We start from the raw sequence: 17,007 nt of genomic DNA, 5'->3' as shown, positions 1-17,007 counted from the left end.
TCTGGCAGGGGCTTCTCGCATCGCTCGACAAACTCGGCTCCAAAGCCGAAACCCTCACACGGACAGTGGTCGGTGGGTCGGCTTGTCCCCCGTCGATGATCGCCGAATTCCGCGACAAATATGGCACCGAAGTCGTGCACGCCTGGGGCATGACCGAAACCTCGCCTCTCGGGACCGCGAATGCCTTGCTGGAACGCCATGCAGGCATGACCGAGGAAGAGCAGGCGAAAGTGCGAGAAAGCCAGGGCCGCCCGCCCTATGGCGTGGAACTCAAGATCGTTGACGATGAAGGCAGCACACTTCCCGAGGATGGGGCGGCGCAAGGCAATCTTCGCATTCGCGGCCATTGGGTCGTAGACAGCTATTTTGGTGCGGAGCCAGGCACGACTTTGGCATCCGATGGATGGTTTGAAACCGGCGATGTGGCCTCGATTGATGCCGATGGGTTCATGACGATCCGGGATCGCTCCAAGGACATCATAAAATCTGGCGGCGAATGGATTTCCACCGTCGAACTTGAGGGCATCGCGGTCGGTCATCCCGGTATCGTGTATGCCGCCGCAATCGCGGCAAAACATGAAAAATGGGACGAACGGCCGGTCCTTGTCGCGGTCAAGGCACCAGGAGCAAAAGTGTCAGAGAAGGATTTGATTGCCTTCTTTTCTGACAAAGTCGCCAAATGGCAGATCCCGGATACGGTCGTTTTTGTGGATGAACTTCCACGAAACGCAACCGGTAAGGTGCTGAAGAACAAGCTGCGGGAAGCCTATGGGGACGTGCTTCTGGCATAGCCTGAAATCAGGCAAGCGGGTTTGCGGATCGCATGTTCCGCCTGTTTGCGACCGCGCATAGGGCGCGAAAAAAACGACCAAAAGGGAGGAATAAATGAAACAATCTAATGTAAAATCCAAGGGGCCTTTTGCCTCGAAGTTTGTGTTAATCACGATGATCGGTGGCTTTTCGTCGTTCAGCGTCGCAAATGCGGAACCGCTTTACTCCAAGGGCGACTGGCTTTTTGGCCTGAATGCGGCGAAAGTATTCACGAACGAAACGTTGGATTCAATCAGCGCGGGCGGTGCGCCAATACCCGGGGCTGGTGTCAATATCACCGATGACACCACGCTGAGTTTCGACGTTTCCTATTTTTTGAATTCATCTGTAGCGTTGAACTTCTTTGGTGGTTTGCCTGCCAGCGCTAATCTTGCAGGGAGCGGCAGTTTGGCAGGACTGCCTGTTGGAGAGACGGAATATGGCCCTGCTGTTTTGTCGCTTCAATATCACTTTTCGACTAATTCATCCGTTAGCCCTTATGTTGGTGCCGGTATCGCTCGAATCTTGTTTCTGGAAGAACAAGGGGATGCACTCGCGGACTTCGACTTGAAAGACGCCTGGGCGCCCGCTGTCCAAGTTGGAATGCGCTATCAAATGAGCGATAATTGGTTTGCCAATGCCGATATACGTTACACGCCATTCGAAACAGATATCTCTGGGACACTCGGCGGGGCGCCAGTCAGAGGCAAGATTTCGGTGGACCCAACAATTCTCAATATCGGTATTGCCTACCGGTTTTAAGCTATTATTGCTAGAAGAGCTGGCAAGGAAAGTGAGTAACAAAAACTCGAAAAGCAAGCTCTTGGAGATGTGAGGAAACGGGCCCGACCTCAGAACGAAGCGGACACGTATTGCGTGACTGACCTGAGCTCCACGCGGCAGAGTTTATTCTGGGAGTCTCACCTTATTTTTTGGCCGCCCCTAAAAGTGCCCTCATTCAGGGCTGGAGTATTTGGCGCTTCCTTACCTCTACGGGCTGGCTCTAACGAGGCGATCCATCAGTGCTGGTTCAGGCATTTTGCCCTGAGCCGGCCATTGAATGACTCGATGAAAAGTCATTGTCTGTCGTAAGCGCCACACTGCTCCCCTCGTGCGGCGCATGAGGTGAATGTGGCAAGAGTCCGCCGATCGTTAGAGTCGGACGGTCCAATTGGGAGCAGACGGCAAAATGGACGTCCTGAGGCGCCCCCAATGGGTTCCGAGATTATTGGGAGAGTCCGTTGGTTGAATAGCTCAAAGCGTGTTGGTTGGCGAGCGCGCCGAGCCCGGAGCCATCCCAAAGCTCAGGCGCTCGGCGCGCGCCTGTCGGCGTGAGGCCGCGGGTGCAGCAGGTCATCTAGCCCGAGCGCGCGTTGTGCCCGTGCGGCTGCGGCGAGATGGCCAGGATTGGCCAGGACGTCAGCGAACGGCTGACGCGCCTGGAATGACCGCAAGGACCGTGGAAGCTCGTCCAATGCTGGGTCCATCTGCGCCGAAGGTTCGTGAAGCTGGCGCGCAACACCAAGTCCCCGATCGCCGAGGCCGCCGTGCGCCAGTTCACTAAGCTATACGCCATTGAGGCGACGGTGCGAGGAATGACGCCACAAACTCGGATCGCCGCGCGACAACGGCACTCCTCCCCGATCATAGCCGCCTTGAAGCCCTGGTTTGAAAAGCAATTGTCAAGGGTCTCCTCCGGCTCTAAGCTGGCCGAAGACATTCTCTAAGGTCTTGCCCATTGGGAAGGGCTCACCCGCTTCCTGGCGATGGCCGGCTCGAGTTCGATACCAACCCGGTCGAAAACGCCATCCGGCCGATATGCCTAATCAGAAAAAATGCCCTGTTTTCTGGACACGAGATCGCGGCCGAAAACTGAGCGCTGCTCTCATCCGTCGTGGCCACCTGCAAGCTCAACGACGTTAATCCCATTGCCTACCGCGCAGATACCTTCGACGCCATCATCAACGGCCATCCGCAGAGCCAGATCGAGGAACTCATGCCCTGACGATTCCGGAAAATGTCATGCCTAAATCCGTAGGCGATCGGCGAGGCGCTTACTGTCTGTCGGTTTTCCGGGCCGTGAGGCGTCCAGCGTCACATTGTTTGGATGTGCCTATAGGTCGAAGTTCACGGGAGATGAACTCAGAGCCTTGGTCGACCCGGATCGTCTTCGGATAGTCAATCTTGCCGCACACAAGGTCGAGTTCATCTGACTTTAATCCGGTCTTTACAACGAACACCCACGCGGATTCTTTCGGAACTGTCGTCCAAAAATCGATGCCAGCTTTCCAGGCAACCTCAAACTGCTCCGGCCCGAGCGAGGAGTACGCAAGCACGTCCCGCTTTCTTGACTAAAAACCGATCGGCGCACCAGCACTTTTCATCGTCGAGACGCTTTTGGCGCCGAGAGGTGACCAGACGTCGGGTGTCACCTTTCCCCTGCAATACACCTTTTTAAGTCCTCAAAGCTTGTGGCCAGCCTCGATTCCATTGGGCACCCCCGTCAAGCGTCCTGCATCAGGTCAATTCATCAGTAATGGTGATACGCGATGAAGCCGCAGCCGGCCAGTAGAAGTTCTTTCCATTTCCAAATGAAGTGCCTCGCCCCTTGTTCCCGGCTAACGCCGGGTGACTTGGACGACACCTGCCGGACCTTGAAACCGTCCTTCCGAAGAATTTTTCCCGCCTCTGCGCGGCTCCTCCTGGATCATGTGTGGACACCCTGCGACCTCCGTATCAAATGGCTTCCATTCCAGCCAACAACCGAAAATGTTAATGTCATCATAGTGCTATCGCGTAGCAATAGTGCCCACCTTCATCCCGCACGGCCCGCCAGTTTCCTTCCATTGAAGCAAACCCGTCCCGGCGCCTCACTGTGCGCGAATTTCCTGTGCGTGTTAGAGGTTTGCGCATCGCGGACGCTAAGCGGATCAAGCGTGTTGCAGTGCGACCCTGTCGGTGTCTGGGCAGCCGCCGCGGAACGGATTCACGCCACGTGTCGTTACATCTCCAGTCCTGACTGGAAGGTTCACGCCATGGATTTGACGTACACGCTGATCGGAACCCCGTTTTCCGCCGCCACGGTCAAGGCGCGCCTTTTCCTGCGGTGGGCGAACCTGCCCATGACGGAGAAACCGGCGACCGTCGAGGTGGTGCAGTCCTATATCAAGCCCCGGCTCAAGCGCGTGGCCACGCCCGTCATCCTCGGATCAGACCAGACCGCCTTTACCGATACGCGGCTTCTGCTTGACCATCTGAACGCTCGGCATCCCGCCCGGAGCGTCTTGCCCGATACGCCCGCCCAGCGTTTCGCCAGCGACTTGCTGGAGGCCTGGTCGGATTCCGAATTGGCCCGTCAGGCGGAATATGTCTTCTGGGTCTGCGAAAGCGAGCAGGCCGAAGCGAGTCTGGCGTCGTTTCTGGAAGCCGAGAATTCCTCCGAGCCGGCAAGGCGGCGGGCCCGGTTGGTTGCGGCCCAGATCCGCAAGCATTTCTCGAGGCAAGGCCTCGACGAAGGGGCGGCCGAGACCATCAAGTCACGCCTGAGCGCAACTCTGGCGCGTCTGGACACGGCTCTGGGCGATAGCGCCTACCTGTTTGGAGCGCGCCCGGCCATGGCCGAATTCAGTGTGGCGGGCGCTTTGCAGGTGCTCGCCAACGCCCGGTCCGGATCGGAGCTTCTGGAGCCGTTCCCCCGCCTTGAGGCGTGGCGCATGCGCCTGGCCGCGCTGGACGGGTTGGCTCAGGGCCCGCATCGCAAGGCGAGTTCGTGCCCGTCATCTTTCATGCAGCTCATGCGCCAGATCGCCCAGGAGTTCACCGCGCGCGCACTCGACAGCGCTTCGGCGGTTTCAGACTGGGCGGAAGCCCATCCCGGCGCCCGGGCGCTGCCGGAGCTGATCAATCCGGGCCGGTCCGCGCAGACCGCATCCGCCCGTCCTGCAACCGGACGCGTCTGGTCTCCGCGGGACGCATACTGGCTGTCGCGGCTGGGAGCGCAGGCGCGTCCCCGGCATGGGGTTGAAAACGCCGAGCTCTATCGCTTGCTCAAGACCATAGGTTTGCTGCCCATGCGCGAATACACGCCGCCCAGAGAGATTGTCGCCCTGAACCACCGGCTCGAGCTGAGCCTGAAGGACGTCCAGTCCGAGGCCAGCCATGACTCGTTGCGTGAAGTGGAGACCGCACTCATGTCCGCGCGCCAGTCCTCAAAGGATCTGGCCGAGCTGACCGCGATCTATGTCTGACGCAGGCTGACGGCCTCAGAAGACGGACAGGTTGGTCTCGCGTGAGAACACTTCGAGCGCGCGAGTGCCTGCAAGCGAATTGCCCAGCTCATCCAGTTCGGGCGACCAGACGCAGATCGAGAAATGGCCGGGAATGACGGCGGCGATGCCGCCGCCGACCCCGGATTTCGCCGGGATTCCGACCCGGTAGGCGAAATTGCCGACGCCGTCATAAAGACCGCAGGTCAGGAGCAGGGAATTGATCCGCTTCGCCCGGAGCGCAGGCATTAGGGTTTCGTCGGTCAGCGGATGGCGCCCGGCAGCGGCGAGCGGCAGGAAGGCGCGCGCCACGTCCCGACAGGTCATCGCAATGGAGCATTGCCGGTAATAGGCCGCGAGCACGTCATCCACGCCTGCATTGAGATTGCCCTGACTCTTGAGCAGATGGGCGATGGCGGCGTTGCGATGGCCGCTCTCCTCTTCAGACCGGGCGACTTCCTCGTCGATATAGATGTCCTCGCAATCGGCGTAGCGCCGGACCAGGCCGAGGATCTGGAGAACCGGGCTCACGAAGTGGGTGGTGATGACGTCGGTGATGACGATGGCGCCGGCATTGATGAACGGGTTGCGCGGCAGGCCCTGTTCGGATTCCAGCTGGACGAGAGAATTGAAGGCATTGCCCGACGGTTCGCGTCCGACCCGCTGCCAGACGCCCGGCGCACCCGGCGATTGCAGGGCGAGGGCCAGAGTGAAAACCTTGGAAATGCTCTGGATGGAGAAGGGCGCATCGCTGTCCCCGATCACATATTCGCGTCCATCCACGCCGCAGACCGCCATGCCGAACTGGTTCGGATTGATGCGCGCCAGCGCCGGGATGTAGTTCGCAACCCGCCCCTGGCCGATCTGTTTGCGAGCCTCGCGCTCGCAGGCCGGCAAGAGGGCTGAAAGATCTGGGTCGGCTTGGGTCATGGCGTCCACGCGGTTGCGGTTGGGGCTCTGGACCCTGAGCGGTAATGGAACTTGCCGGTTGGAACAATACGAGGCGACGGGCCGTGGCGCTTGCAGCGCTCCGGCTTCCGGCGCGGGCGCATCTTTTCGCGCACATCCGTGATCCAGCTTCCGCCCGGACACGTAGGGAGGTGTCATGAAGCAGTTTCTGTACCCGCTTGCGCTCGCAGCATGCGTCGTTTCCGCATGCTCTGATGACACCGCTTCCCCGTCGCGCCCTGAGGCCGGCGGAGAGGAAAGACGTGTGGGCGTGATCGCCCAGCAGATCGTTTTGGAGCGAGAGGCGGAACGGATCGAGGCGCTGGGTACGGCCCGGGCCATGGCGAGCGCAACGATCTACCCCGAGGCGGCGGGCGCCGTTGAAAGCGTGAATTTCAGCGCGGGCGACCGCGTGGAGGAAGGCGAGGTGCTGATCCGTCTGGAAGCGGACGAGGAGCGCCTTGATCTGCGGCTGGCGCAGGTGGCCGTACGCGAGGCGGAGCAGTTGCTGGCGCGCTATCGCCGCATTGAGGATACGGGCGCGGTGTCCGACAGCCAGATCGATGAAGCGGTCACCGTGCTCGAGGCGGCGCAGATCGAGGTGGAGCAGGCCGAGGTCGCCCTGGCCCACCGCATCGTGAGGGCCCCGTTCAGCGGATTTGTGGGCCTGACCAATATTGATCCCGGCGCCCGCATCACCCCGACAACCGTCATCACCGAACTCGATGACCGCTCCTCGCTCTACGTCGATTTCAATCCGCCCGAGCAGGTGTTCGGCCGGATTGCGGTAGGCGATATCGTCACCGCTCAGCCCTTCGCCGGAGCGGATCGCGCCTATGACGCCGAGGTCATCAATGTGGACAGCCGCATCGATCCCGTTTCGCGGACCTTCACGGTCCGGGCGCGGCTTGACAATCAGGATGACCGCCTGCGCCCCGGCATGAGCTTTTCGGTCCGGTTCGAGTTGTTGTCGGACCTGTGGCCGGTCGTCCCCGAGGCCGCCATCAGCTGGGGCAGCGACGGCGCCTATGTCTGGGTGGTCCGCGAGGGACGCGCCGCCCTCATACCCATCACGCTGATCCAGCGCCGTCAGGGCACGGTTCTGGTTAATGGCGCTCTTGGCGACGGCGATCTGGTCGTGGCCGAAGGGGTCCAGCGCATGCGGGAAGGCGCGCTGGTCGATGTGATTGAAACGCGTGAGGCCCGGATGGACGCCCCGGTCGCGTCCTGGCCGGGCGCGGATGTCATCCAGGAGGCGGATGCGCAATGACGCCCCCCGGATCCGATCTTCCAGCGCTCGCCGTCAAGCGCCCCATTCTGGCGGTGGTGCTCAACCTGCTTGTGGTCATTGCGGGTCTGGCGGCCCTCATGGCGGTGGAAGTGCGAGAATTGCCCGATGTGGATCGCCCGATCGCCACGGTGCGCGCGGTCCTGCCGGGCGCGGCGCCGGAAACCGTCGACGCGGAAGTGACAAGCGTTCTTGAAGGCGCTGCGGCGCGCGTCAGCGGCGTACGGGAAATCCGGTCCTCGAGCGAAGAGAACAGCGCCCGGATCCGGGTCGAGTTCAATCCCGGGGTCGATCTCGACAATGCCGCCTCTGATCTGCGCGAAGCGGTCAGTCAGGTCAGTCGACGTCTGCCCGACCGGGTGGAACAGGTCAGCGTGGTCAAGGCGGATGACGATGCGGAAGCGATTGTCAGCCTGGCCGTGGTCAGTGACGTCTATGACCAGCAGGAGCTCACACGGCGGATCGAGAACGACATTGTGCCCGAGCTGACCGCGATTGACGGCGTGGCGACGGTCAACCTGTCCGGCGAGAGGGCGCAGCAGCTGCGCGTTGTCATCGATCCCATCCGGTTGAGCCGGTTCGGCCTGACGGTGGGGGATGTGGCGGATGCGCTGCGGCAAGCCCCGTTTGACGTGCCGGTCGGCAGCTTCCGCTCCACGGATCAGCAGCTCATTGTCCGCGCCGAAGCCACGGCGGCGACCCCCGAGCGGGTGAAGGCGGTGATCATTCAGGATCAGACCCGTGTCGGGGATGTGGCGGAAGCGTTCTTCGCCCCTGCGGACGCCACAAGCTTCACCCGGCTGGACGGCCGGGAGGTGATCGGGATCGGCGTCATCCGGCAGGCCCGCTCCAATACGATCAACATATCCGACGCCGTTCAGGAGCGCGTGGCGCAGCTCAATGAGCGCTTCGAGGATCTGGAAATCACCGTCACCTCCGATGAAGCCGAGTTCATCCGGGAGTCGGTTCAGGAGGTGCTGCTCACCCTGACGGTTACGGTCCTGATCGTCGTCGGGGTGATCTGGTTGTTCCTGGGCAAATTCCGGGCAACGCTGATCCCGTCCGCCGCCATTCCCGCTGCGCTGATCGGCGCCGTGGCGGGGCTGTGGCTGTTCGGGTTCTCGATCAACATTCTGACCTTGCTAGCGCTGGTGCTGGCGACCGGGCTCATCGTGGACGACGCAATTGTCGTGCTGGAAAACATCCATCGTCTGCAATCCAAAGGGGTCGGGCGCCGGGCGGCGGCGGTGATCGGGTCGCGTCAGGTCTTCTTCGCCGTTGTCGCGACCACCGCCGTCCTCGTCGCCGTGTTCGTGCCGATTTCCTTCCTGCCATCCACCGCCGGCCGGCTGTTCCGTGAATTCGGCTTCCTGCTGGCGCTCGCCGTGGTCATCTCCTCCTTCGTGGCGCTCACGGTGGTGCCGGCCTTCGCCGCGCGCCTTGACCTGACTTCGGGCGATGACGCGAAGGGGCCGATCCAGCGCACGGGCGGCGTGCTTGCGCGCAGTTACGCCGCGCTGATCCGGCAAGCGCTCAATCATCCCTGGGTGACGGCCGGCATCTGTGTTCTGGCGGCCGGTGGGGCTGTCTTCGCTGGCATGGCGCTCGATCGGGAGCTCACGCCGGAGGAGGATCGCGGCGTTGTCTATGTCTGGGCCGGCGGGCCCGATGGCGTCGGTCTGGAGTATATGGACCGGCAGGCGGACCGGATTGAAGCCATCCTGCAACCCTATATCGACCGCGGCGAGATCGAGTCGCTTCTGACCGTCGTGGGGCGCTGGGACCCGAACCGGATTTTCATCACGGCGCCGCTGGCGCCCTATACCGAGCGGGACCGCACCCAGTCACAGATCGCCGCCGAAATCAGTGCGTCGCTGTCTGACATTCCGGGCGTGCGCGCGAGCGCCTTCGGGCGGGGCGGATTGAGCTTTGGCGGCGGCGGGCAGCGCAGCGGCATCGAGGTCGCTCTGACGGGCGGTGATTACCCGTCCATCTTCGAGGCGGCGCGGACGCTGGCGGATCGTCTGGATCAGGAGTCGGACATTCTCGACAATCCCGAGATCAGCTATGAGCCGACCCAGCCGCAATTGTCCATCCAGATTGACCGTCGTCGCGCCGCCGATCTCGGGGTGCCCCTGGACCAGCTTGCGGTCACCTTGCGCGCCATGGTGGATGGCGAGAACCTGGTGGATCTCAATGTCAACGACCGCGCGATCCCGATCGTGCTGGAAAGCGAGACCGGCGCGGTGCGCGACCCCGCCGACCTGCGCAACCTGTATGTGCGCGCCAATTCGGGCGAGCTCATCCCGCTTTCGGCCCTGACCACCATCATCGAGCAGGGCGTAGCTGCCGAGCTGGATCGCACCGAACAGCGTCGGGCGATCGAGCTTGAAGCCGATATCCTGGACGGGTTCACCATCGCCGAAGCTGCAGACGAGATGCGTCGGCTCGCCGCCGACACGCTGCCCGACGATATCGAACTCTTGTTTGAAGGCGAAGCCGAAACGCTGAACCAGGCGACGCGGGACCTCATACTGACCTATGTGTTCGCGCTGGTGATCGTCTTCCTGGTTCTGGCCGCGCAATTCGAGAGCCTCACCGGACCGCTGGTGGTCATGCTGACGGTGCCCTTCGCCCTGGCGGCGGCAGTGTACGCCTTGTTCCTGACGGGCACCTCGCTGAACATCTTTTCCCAGATCGGCCTCGTCATGCTGATTGGCCTGATGGCGAAGAACGGCATTCTGGTGGTCGAGTTCGCCGACCAGCTGCGCGCGGAGGGCAAGTCCGTGCGCGAGGCGATCGAGGAAGCCGCCATCATCCGCCTGCGACCCATCGCCATGACCCTGATCTCGACGGTCCTGGGGGCCTTGCCGCTGATCCTGGCGACGGGCGCCGGCGCCCAGGCCCGCATTTCCATCGGATGGACCGTCTTTGGCGGTCTGGGCCTGTCTGCGGCCTTCACCCTGTTCCTGACGCCCGTGGTCTATCTGGGTCTGGCGCGGTTCGGCACGCCTCGCGCTGCAGCCGAGGAGCGCCTGGCCTCGGAGCTGGAAGCCGCAGACGCCATCGTCCTGCGCGAAAATGGGCCGGCGCAATGAGGGGGTGGACCGGTCTTCTGATGGTCGCCGCCGCGCTGACCGTGAGCGGCTGCATGGCGGGGCCGGACTATGTTCGACCCATCACGCCGGAACCTGAGCAGTTTTCCCGCTCCCTCGAGCAGGACGCCGATGATCTGGCGGGCGAGGCCTGGTGGTCGGGTTTCGAGGATCCGACCCTGGCGGCGGTGGTGAACGAGGCGCTGGCCGACAATCTCGACATTGCCCAGGCCACTCAGCGGCTGATCGCCGCCGAAGCGCTTCTGGGCGCGGCCCGCTCGGACTTCCTGCCCGATCTGGACGCGGGCGTGTCCTATACGGCTCGAAGCTCGGGCGGGGATACGGGAACGGCCTCGCTCTCCTTTGGTCAGGTTCTTGATATCAATGGCCGCTTGCGTCGCCTGGAAGACCGTGCGCAGGCCCGTGTCCTCGCGAGCGCCTACGAGGTCGAGGATGTGCGGCGTCTGACAGCCGCCTCTGCTGCGACCTTGTACGTGCAGTTGCGCCGGGCGCGGGCGCGGCTCGCCTTGCTGGACGCCTCGCTCGATTTGCAACAGCGCACGCTCGACATTGTTCAAAGACGCGCCGAGGCGGGCTTGTCCGCCGACCTCGATGTGCGCCGGGCGGCGGCGGACCTGGCCCGCACGCGGGCGCAGCGCGGCGCCCTTGAGCTGCAGCAGACCCGGGCCCTGAACGCGCTCGCAGTCTTGCTGGGCCGGACACCCGGCGCGCCGATTGCTCTGCTGGAAGACGCCGGCGCGCGAGACAGCGACGCCCTGCAATTGGGCTATGTGGCCGAGATCGAGATCGGCGAGCCCGCCCGGCTGATCCAGCGCCGGCCCGATCTGCGCGCTGCGGAAGCGCGCCTGATCGCTGCGACGGCGGATGTGGGCGTTCAGGCGGCCGAGCTATATCCGTCTCTCAGGCTCCCCGGCTCGGTCAGCACGGATCTGGAGGATGGGCTGTCGGATGGTCTGACGGCCAGTCTCGGCGCCGTGCTGGACATCCCCCTGCTCGATTTCGGGCGCCGCGAGGCCGAACTGACCGCGGCCGAGGCGCAGGCGGCGGAAGCGGCGCTGGCTTATCAGAATGTGGTGCTGGGCGCTCTGGAGGAGGTCGAGACCGGTCTTGTGGCGATTGAGAGCGTTCAGGATCGCCTGGACGACCTTGGCGTCGCCGTGGCCGAAGGCGAACGCGCCTATGACCAGCTCAACGCGCTCTATCGTGAGGGCCTGGCCAGCTTCATTGACGTTCTGGACGCCCAGCGCACCCTGATCGGCAACCGGGAGGCTCTTGTCGACACCCAGGCCGATCTGGCGCTCGCCGTCATCGAACTCAATCTCGCCCTGGCGGCTCCGACAGGGCAGGGCGGGTGACGCAGTTCACGCCGCGCCTTGGCGCGCGGTCCCGTGCGGTCTAGCTTGCAGCCGAACTGAGTCCGAACGGACCGGAGAAGGGGAGTTTTCAGTATGCGGATTTTTGTCAGCATGGTCATGGCCGCCGGCCTGACCGGGGCCGCGGGCGCGCAGGTCGCGCCGCCCTCAGAGGTTCTCGATGTGCATGATCATGTCGCGGCGGTGTCCGCAGACCGAATCGAGGCCGACATCACCACGTTGGTCAGCTTCGGCACGCGCCACACCGCGTCTGAAACCGAGAGCGAGACCCACGGCATCGGCGCGGCCCGGCGCTGGATCCATGATGAATTCGAGCGCATTTCCGCAGAATGCGGCGGCTGCCTTGAGGTGATGTATGTCTCCGAGACCATCAGCGGCGAGCGGCGCATTCCCGATCCGGTCGACGTGGTTTCGGTGATCGCGATCCAGCGCGGAACCACGGATCCCGACCGCATGGTGGTGATGTCCGGCGATATCGACAGCCGGGCGTCGGACGTCATGAACGCCGAGATTGATGCGCCGGGCGCCAATGACAACGCCTCGGGTGTCGCGGGCGTGCTGGAAGCCGCCCGGGTCCTCAGTCAGGACGAGTTCGCCGGTTCGATCATCTACGCGGCGCTGGCGGGCGAGGAGCAGGGTCTGTTCGGCGGCCGCATCGTGGCGGATTACGCGCTGGAACAGGGCTGGCGGATCAAGGCGGTCATCAATAACGATATGATCGGCAACAGCGCCGGCATTGACGGCGTGGTCGACAACGCCACGGCGCGCGTCTTCTCAGAGGGCACGCGGGCGACCGAGACCCCCGAAGAGGCGCGCATCCGCCGCTTCACCGGGGGCGAGGTGGATTCTCCCTCACGCAATCTGGCGCGCTTCATTGACCGCACGGCGGATCAGTATGTGCCCAATCTGGATGTGATGATGGTCTATCGCCTCGACCGGTTTGGCCGCGGCGGGCATCACCGCCCCTTCAACGAGGCGGGCATGCCGGGCGTGCGGATCATGGAGACCCATGAGGATTACAACCGCCAGCATCAGGATATCCGGGTCGAGGACGGCATCGAATATGGCGATGTGCTCGAAGCCGTCGACTTTGACTACGCCGCCAAGCTGACCGCCCTGAACATCGCCACGCTGGCGCAACTGGCCGGGGCGCCGCCCTTCCCGGCCGATGTCACGATCTCCGGCGCAGTCCGGCCATCCACGACGCTGAGCTGGGCGCGTCCTGAAGGCGAGCCGGCGGCGAACCTGATGGGCTATCGCGTCTACTGGCGTCTCACAGACGCGCCGCAATGGACCCACAGCCGCTATGTCGGCGATGTGACCGAGTTCACGCTCGAGAATGTCGTGATCGACAATTACTATTTCGGCGTCTCGTCGGTGGCGCCCGATGGCTCTGAAAGCCCGGTGGTCTTCCCCGGTCCGGCAGGCTCATTCGGCGGCTATTGACGCCGAGGGGGCAGACGCCTTCAGTCAGCAAAAAGCCCGCCGGATGAACCGGCGGGCTTTTTCGTCAGGCTGGGCCTGGCGTCAAGCGGCTTTCTTGAGCGCTTTTTTCGCCTTTTTCAGCTTGGTTTCCTGCTTTTCGATCTTTTGCTTGCGCGCTTTGATCTCTTTTTTCAGGTCTTTGACTTTCTTCGACGCCATGTCGGGTCTCCTTTTTAGGTGAGGCGCGTCTTTTGGGATCAGGCGGACACTTCAGGCTTGTGCCGGGCGATGAAGCCCTTGATGAAGAGGCGCAGCTCCCGGGCGGCGCTGGTATCCAGCTCATCGCATAGCTGAACGAACTGGTCGCGCTGATCCTTGTTCAGGCGGATGACAAGCTGGCTGTCCTTTTTCTTCTTGGCCTTCTTCTCGTCCGCCATGAGCGCACTCCGGTCCCGATCTGCTATGCAATGTCTATGCAGCGTATATACATTTTGACGCTTGTCCATGGTTCGCAACGAATTTGTGACAATGAACGCGTCTGTTGAATGAGGGCCGAATGCTGCAGGTGCAGCGTGTTTTCATTGCGTCTGGCGCTGTGACGGTTACACCGCCCCCATGCTTACGATCTCAAATCTCGACTACCGCATCGGCGCCCGCTCGCTGTTTGAAAACGCCTCGGCGCAAATCTCCAGCGGCTGGAAGGTCGGTCTGGTGGGGCGCAACGGCACGGGCAAGTCCACGCTTCTGCGGCTGATCCGGGAAGAGATCGACCAGCCGTCGCCGGACTCCCCGATCCGTTTGATCAAGGGCGCGCGCATGGGCTGGGTGGCTCAGGAGGTGGAAGCCTCTGACGACACCATTCTCGATGTGGTGCTGGCCACCGATGCCGAACGCCATGCCCTGATGCAGGAGGCGGAGACCGCGACCGACCCCGACCGGATCGGTGAGATCCATATGCGTCTTGCCGATATCGACGCCTGGTCTGCGGAATCACGCGCGGCGGAAGTCCTGATGGGTCTGGGGTTCAGCGACGCCGATCTCTATCGGCCGACGAAAGAGTTCTCCGGCGGCTGGCGCATGCGCGCCGCGATTGCGGGCGTCCTGTTCTCGGAACCTGATCTTCTGCTGCTCGACGAGCCGACCAACTATCTCGACCTTGAGGGCGCGGCCTGGCTTGAGAGCTATCTGAAGAAATACCCCCACACCGTGCTGATCGTCAGCCACGACCGGGAAATGCTCAATCGCTGCGTCACCCATACGCTGGCGCTCGAACACCAGCAGCTGTCGATCTCGCCGGGCGGTTATGACGCCTGGCTGAAGCTGCGCGCCGCCAAGACTGCGCTCCTTGAAAGCCAGCGCGCCAAGCAGGAAGCCGATCGCGCGCACCTGCAGGCCTTCATCGACCGCTTCGGCGCCAAGGCCTCCAAGGCCAGCCAGGCCCAGTCGCGGGTCAAGCGGCTCGAGAAGATGCAGGAAATCACCATCCCCATCGCCGAGCGCACGACCCCGTTTTCCTTCCCCAGCTCGGCCGACACGCTGTCGCCGCCGCTTCTGCAATTGCGCGACGCCAAGGTGGGGTATGGCGAGGATGCGGTGATCCTCAAGGGCGTCGATCTGCGCCTTGATCCCGAGGATCGCATCGCCATTGTCGGCGCCAATGGTCAGGGCAAGACCACGCTCGTCAAATCCATCGCAGAGCGCCTGCCGCTGATTGCGGGCGACCGCACCGCGCCGCGCTCGTTGCGGATCGGGTATTTCTCCCAGGACCAGATGGACGAGCTGCGCGAAGGCGAAACCGTGCTGCAGCACGTTCAGGACGCATTGCCCCAGGGATCGCCGGAATCCAAGCAGCGCGCCGCGGCCGCCGCCATGGGCTTTCCCCATGAGAAGGTCGGCACCAAGATCGAGAAGCTGTCAGGCGGCGAGAAGGTCCGCCTCCTCCTGGGCCTGATGGCGATGGAAAAGCCTCATGTGCTGATCCTCGACGAACCGACCTCGCACCTGGATATCGACAGCCGCGAAGCGCTGATCTACGCGCTCAACGACTATAAGGGCGCGGTGATCCTCATCACCCACGATGTCTATCTGGCCGAAGGCACGGCGGATCAGCTCTGGCTGGTCAATAACGGTCGCGCCACCCGCTATGACGGCGACCTCAATGACTATCGCAAGCTGATCCTCCAGGCCGACAAGGGCACAATCAGGGTCTAGGGGCGTTGTCCCGCATGGCCTTGATCCTGGCATGCTTGCTGACCCGTCCGGACACGCGCTGGCGCCAGAGCCTGAAGCTTGATGGCTTCAGCGAGCTGCGCATGATCGCAATGACTTCCGGCTCGCTGAGCCCGGTCTCTGCTTTTATCGCCTCAAAGCTCACATCGTCAGCCCAGGCGAGCGCGATGACTTCGCTGATCTGTTCCGGACTCATGCGCCTTCATCCTCCTTGCGTCGCGCACAGGATCTAGGGCGTAACCCGCATCGGGACGAGGAGAGAACGACTGACGGACGGCTCAGTCGGCCTGCGCCACGCCAAGATAACGCACCAGGGCCCGCGCCGCGGTCTGCGACAGGGCGGTGATGCGGTCGCGATCGGTGTCATCGCCGTACTCTACGGTGACGCCGGGCGCGGCGTAAGTGTCCGCAAACCAGGTCTTGGAGGTGGGCATGCCCACATTGTGGCTGGGGCCGCGGTCAAAGGCCGGCTCGTCACCGGGCCAGGCCGCGGAGATCAGGGCGATCCAGTCCTCGCTGAACGCAAACGGCGTCAGTTCGGCTGCGTCCGGCGGGGTGTAGAGCACGTCACGACGGGTCGCGTGAAAGTCCAGAAGCAGGTAGGGCGCATGTCGGGTGCGCCAGTCAACCGCCTTAGTGCGTTGTTTTAAAACAAAATTCGGCAGACTTGTAGAAAGCGTTCCTACGATTGACCCCACACAATGTGCGGGCTTTTCCAGCACAATCTGGGGCTTTCCGGGACGCTTCTTGGTGCGTGAAGGCGATTTCCGGCGCGCTAGTCGTCTCCGTTTTGCGCCCGAATCTGGAGCGTGCAGGATACGTTCTTCCCGCTCGAATTCGCACGTTTCCTGCAATCTTCAATCTTGTCCCGGTTATCTCGCTGCATGTCAGCCGCCGCAACAAGGACATGCCACGCGAGAGGATCGGCACTCTGCATCATCCTGCTGCCCGCGTTCCACCGCGACGACTCTCCCAGAACTCGTTCCGCCATCCGTTCGGGCCACTGCCATCTTTCGGGCATGGCGCGGGCGATGGTACCGGGAAGTACTGACCAGAGCAGGATACCGGCAAGTAGGCCCGCGCCTGCCATGTGCTGCAACTTGCGGTTCTGTTCTTCGATGGTGCGGGCGCGCCCTACCAGTGTGTGCATCTCGGCAGTTGCCTCACGATGGAAGTTTTGGGCCTTCATGAGCTGGTTGCTGTCGTAACGACGCGAACCTTCGGAGGCGTGGGCAATCTGATCGGCAATCGTCTCGGGAGTGAGCTTCATTGCGGGTTTGCTGCCCATAACCCCCAGGATTTCGGACACCTCCTCTAGCTGAGTAGCGATCTGGCCGAGTGTGGCCGTGTAGTCCGGAATCACGATGTCGGCTCGTTCCCTGGCCATGTTCTGGACCGTATGTCTCACCATCGCCATTTCGCCTTCGAGACGGGCGAAGGCCTCTGTTGCCGGGTCGCTCTCCGTAACGGCTTCCCGTTCTGGGGTTGGTGGTTCCTCGACTTCGAGGTCCAGTTGCACTTCTTCGATGTGGTCTTCTTCCATTTCGGTTCTC

16 protein-coding genes and 1 pseudogene are annotated in these 17,007 nt (G+C 62.7%); 11 read left to right on the top strand and 6 right to left on the bottom strand.

Annotated features, from left to right (window positions below):
- The 5 genes from OA2633_RS08555 to OA2633_RS16700 form a co-directional block, all read left to right on the top strand.
- A partial coding sequence (locus OA2633_RS08555; protein ID WP_040612563.1) for an AMP-binding protein occupies nucleotides 1-791 on the top strand: 791 nt, incomplete at its 5' end.
- A 94-nt stretch (nucleotides 792-885) separates the two neighbouring features.
- Entirely contained in the window at nucleotides 886-1,572 is a 687-nt protein-coding gene (locus OA2633_RS08550; protein WP_009802132.1) for an OmpW family protein, read from the top strand.
- Nucleotides 1,573-2,312: 740 nt separating this feature from the next.
- Complete coding sequence (locus tag OA2633_RS16710; protein ID WP_009802131.1) at nucleotides 2,313-2,537, top strand: IS66 family transposase; 225 nt, start codon at nucleotides 2,313-2,315, stop codon at nucleotides 2,535-2,537.
- Nucleotides 2,538-2,548: 11 nt separating this feature from the next.
- Complete coding sequence (locus OA2633_RS16705) at nucleotides 2,549-2,686, top strand: transposase (RefSeq protein WP_206740499.1); 138 nt, start codon at nucleotides 2,549-2,551, stop codon at nucleotides 2,684-2,686.
- 18 nt (nucleotides 2,687-2,704) lie between these two features.
- A complete protein-coding gene (locus OA2633_RS16700; RefSeq protein WP_009802130.1) occupies nucleotides 2,705-2,815 on the top strand; it encodes an IS66 family transposase in 111 nt (36 codons plus the stop codon).
- Nucleotides 2,816-2,866: 51 nt separating this feature from the next.
- Here the strand turns inward: OA2633_RS16700 and OA2633_RS16695 are convergent.
- Nucleotides 2,867-3,014: pseudogene (locus tag OA2633_RS16695) on the bottom strand (transposase family protein); the annotation flags it as partial.
- 831 nt (nucleotides 3,015-3,845) lie between these two features.
- Between OA2633_RS16695 and OA2633_RS08535 the strand changes: the two are divergent.
- Complete coding sequence (locus OA2633_RS08535) at nucleotides 3,846-5,057, top strand: glutathione S-transferase family protein (protein ID WP_009802128.1); 1,212 nt, start codon at nucleotides 3,846-3,848, stop codon at nucleotides 5,055-5,057.
- 15 nt (nucleotides 5,058-5,072) lie between these two features.
- Here OA2633_RS08535 and OA2633_RS08530 read toward each other — a convergent pair whose 3' ends face one another.
- On the bottom strand, nucleotides 5,073-6,005 hold the full coding sequence (locus tag OA2633_RS08530) for a glutaminase (protein WP_009802127.1): 933 nt from the start codon (nucleotides 6,003-6,005) through the stop codon (nucleotides 5,073-5,075).
- A 175-nt stretch (nucleotides 6,006-6,180) separates the two neighbouring features.
- On the opposite strand from OA2633_RS08530, the gene OA2633_RS08525 reads away from it, so the two are divergent.
- The 4 genes from OA2633_RS08525 to OA2633_RS08510 all read left to right on the top strand — a co-directional run bounded on the left by OA2633_RS08525 (nucleotide 6,181) and on the right by OA2633_RS08510 (nucleotide 13,246).
- Nucleotides 6,181-7,293: an efflux RND transporter periplasmic adaptor subunit gene (locus tag OA2633_RS08525; protein WP_156776198.1), complete on the top strand. Its 1,113-nt coding sequence runs from the start codon at nucleotides 6,181-6,183 to the stop codon at nucleotides 7,291-7,293.
- Nucleotides 7,290-10,409 carry an efflux RND transporter permease subunit gene (locus tag OA2633_RS08520; RefSeq protein WP_009802125.1) on the top strand — a complete coding sequence of 1,040 codons (3,120 nt, stop codon included), beginning with the start codon at nucleotides 7,290-7,292 and terminating at the stop codon, nucleotides 10,407-10,409. The genes OA2633_RS08525 and OA2633_RS08520 overlap by 4 nt, the downstream gene beginning before the upstream one ends.
- The gene (locus OA2633_RS08515; RefSeq protein WP_050752863.1) at nucleotides 10,406-11,782 is read left to right on the top strand and encodes an efflux transporter outer membrane subunit; all 1,377 of its coding nucleotides are present in this window, start codon (nucleotides 10,406-10,408) and stop codon (nucleotides 11,780-11,782) included. Before OA2633_RS08520 ends, OA2633_RS08515 begins: the two co-directional genes overlap by 4 nt.
- 93 nt (nucleotides 11,783-11,875) lie before the next feature.
- Entirely contained in the window at nucleotides 11,876-13,246 is a 1,371-nt protein-coding gene (locus OA2633_RS08510; protein WP_009802123.1) for a M28 family metallopeptidase, read from the top strand.
- A 236-nt stretch (nucleotides 13,247-13,482) separates the two neighbouring features.
- Here the strand turns inward: OA2633_RS08510 and OA2633_RS08505 are convergent, their stop codons facing one another.
- Nucleotides 13,483-13,662, bottom strand: a complete 180-nt coding sequence (locus tag OA2633_RS08505; protein WP_009802121.1) for a hypothetical protein — start codon at nucleotides 13,660-13,662, stop codon at nucleotides 13,483-13,485.
- A 178-nt stretch (nucleotides 13,663-13,840) separates the two neighbouring features.
- Here OA2633_RS08505 and OA2633_RS08500 point away from each other — a divergent pair, with 178 nt between their 5' ends.
- Entirely contained in the window at nucleotides 13,841-15,436 is a 1,596-nt protein-coding gene (locus OA2633_RS08500; RefSeq protein WP_009802120.1) for an ABC-F family ATP-binding cassette domain-containing protein, read from the top strand.
- On the opposite strand, the gene OA2633_RS08495 is transcribed toward OA2633_RS08500, so the two are convergent.
- The 3 genes from OA2633_RS08495 to OA2633_RS08485 all read right to left on the bottom strand — a co-directional run bounded on the left by OA2633_RS08495 (nucleotide 15,426) and on the right by OA2633_RS08485 (nucleotide 16,997).
- Nucleotides 15,426-15,650, bottom strand: a complete 225-nt coding sequence (locus tag OA2633_RS08495; protein WP_009802119.1) for a TIGR03643 family protein — start codon at nucleotides 15,648-15,650, stop codon at nucleotides 15,426-15,428. The two genes, OA2633_RS08500 and OA2633_RS08495, sit on opposite strands and share 11 nt — an antisense overlap.
- A gap of 82 nt (nucleotides 15,651-15,732) precedes the next feature.
- A complete protein-coding gene (locus tag OA2633_RS08490) occupies nucleotides 15,733-16,020 on the bottom strand; it encodes a hypothetical protein (RefSeq protein WP_009802118.1) in 288 nt (95 codons plus the stop codon).
- A gap of 209 nt (nucleotides 16,021-16,229) precedes the next feature.
- Nucleotides 16,230-16,997 carry a DUF6118 family protein gene (locus OA2633_RS08485; protein ID WP_009802117.1) on the bottom strand — a complete coding sequence of 256 codons (768 nt, stop codon included), beginning with the start codon at nucleotides 16,995-16,997 and terminating at the stop codon, nucleotides 16,230-16,232.
- Nucleotides 16,998-17,007: the final 10 nt, after the last annotated feature.

The organism is Oceanicaulis sp. HTCC2633 (assembly GCF_000152745.1).
In the GTDB taxonomy this organism is placed as follows: domain Bacteria; phylum Pseudomonadota; class Alphaproteobacteria; order Caulobacterales; family Maricaulaceae; genus Oceanicaulis.
This window is presented reverse-complemented; position numbering and strand designations above follow the sequence as displayed.

Coding starts and splice junctions, on each gene's coding strand:
- OA2633_RS08525 (WP_156776198.1), top strand. CDS start 6,181: ATGAAGCAGTTTCTGTACCCGCTTGCGCTCGCAGCATGCGTCGTTTCC.
- OA2633_RS08485 (WP_009802117.1), bottom strand. CDS start 16,997: ATGGAAGAAGACCACATCGAAGAAGTGCAACTGGACCTCGAAGTCGAG.
- OA2633_RS08510 (WP_009802123.1), top strand. CDS start 11,876: ATGCGGATTTTTGTCAGCATGGTCATGGCCGCCGGCCTGACCGGGGCC.
- OA2633_RS08515 (WP_050752863.1), top strand. CDS start 10,406: ATGAGGGGGTGGACCGGTCTTCTGATGGTCGCCGCCGCGCTGACCGTG.
- OA2633_RS08500 (WP_009802120.1), top strand. CDS start 13,841: ATGCTTACGATCTCAAATCTCGACTACCGCATCGGCGCCCGCTCGCTG.
- OA2633_RS08550 (WP_009802132.1), top strand. CDS start 886: ATGAAACAATCTAATGTAAAATCCAAGGGGCCTTTTGCCTCGAAGTTT.
- OA2633_RS08505 (WP_009802121.1), bottom strand. CDS start 13,662: ATGGCGGACGAGAAGAAGGCCAAGAAGAAAAAGGACAGCCAGCTTGTC.
- OA2633_RS08520 (WP_009802125.1), top strand. CDS start 7,290: ATGACGCCCCCCGGATCCGATCTTCCAGCGCTCGCCGTCAAGCGCCCC.
- OA2633_RS08535 (WP_009802128.1), top strand. CDS start 3,846: ATGGATTTGACGTACACGCTGATCGGAACCCCGTTTTCCGCCGCCACG.
- OA2633_RS08530 (WP_009802127.1), bottom strand. CDS start 6,005: ATGACCCAAGCCGACCCAGATCTTTCAGCCCTCTTGCCGGCCTGCGAG.
- OA2633_RS08495 (WP_009802119.1), bottom strand. CDS start 15,650: ATGAGTCCGGAACAGATCAGCGAAGTCATCGCGCTCGCCTGGGCTGAC.